General features: G+C 74.5%; 1 protein-coding gene. It reads left to right on the top strand.

Annotated features, from left to right (window positions below; all coding sequences use genetic code 11):
• On the top strand, positions 1 to 526 hold a 526-nt coding region (locus tag ACK4SE_RS14355), incomplete at both ends, for a hypothetical protein (RefSeq protein WP_409694086.1).

Raw genomic sequence — 526 nt, 5'->3', positions numbered from 1 at the left:
CCGCAGCACGCACTTCTGCAAGTTTGTGCTGGCGGTGGTGTGCGCGCGCATCTGGGGCGAGGAGGCGCGCCACGTGCTGTCCGGCACGCTCACCGTGCCCGCGTTGCGCCGCCTGCTGCGTGACGCCAAGTGCGTGGGGGTGGGCGGGCTGGAGGGCGTGGCGCTGCTGCGCCGCGTGCTGCACCGCGCCGTGCGCTGGCAGGCCGACACGGAGCAGGTGCGTGCCTCCCGCCGCCGCCGCCGCCGCCGCCGCCACCACCGCCGCCACCACCGCCGCCACCACCGCATGACGCGCCGCTCGGCCCGTCAGGCGCTGGCCGCTTCCTCGCCCTCCGCCGCCAGGCTGCAAGAGCTGCTGGAGGAGGCGAGCACCATCCCTGCGGAGCTGCCGCTGGCCAGCAAGCTGCAGCCCGCCCTGGATGACGGCCTCAAGCGCTACTGCCACTGCCGCGGCTTCATGGACGGCCAGTGCATGGTGATTTGCGACAAGTGTGAGGAGGTGCGTGCCCCCGCGCGAGCGCCGTCC

It is taken from the genome of Brevundimonas sp. (assembly GCF_046293315.1).
Lineage (GTDB): Bacteria > Pseudomonadota > Alphaproteobacteria > Caulobacterales > Caulobacteraceae > Brevundimonas.
This window is presented reverse-complemented; position numbering and strand designations above follow the sequence as displayed.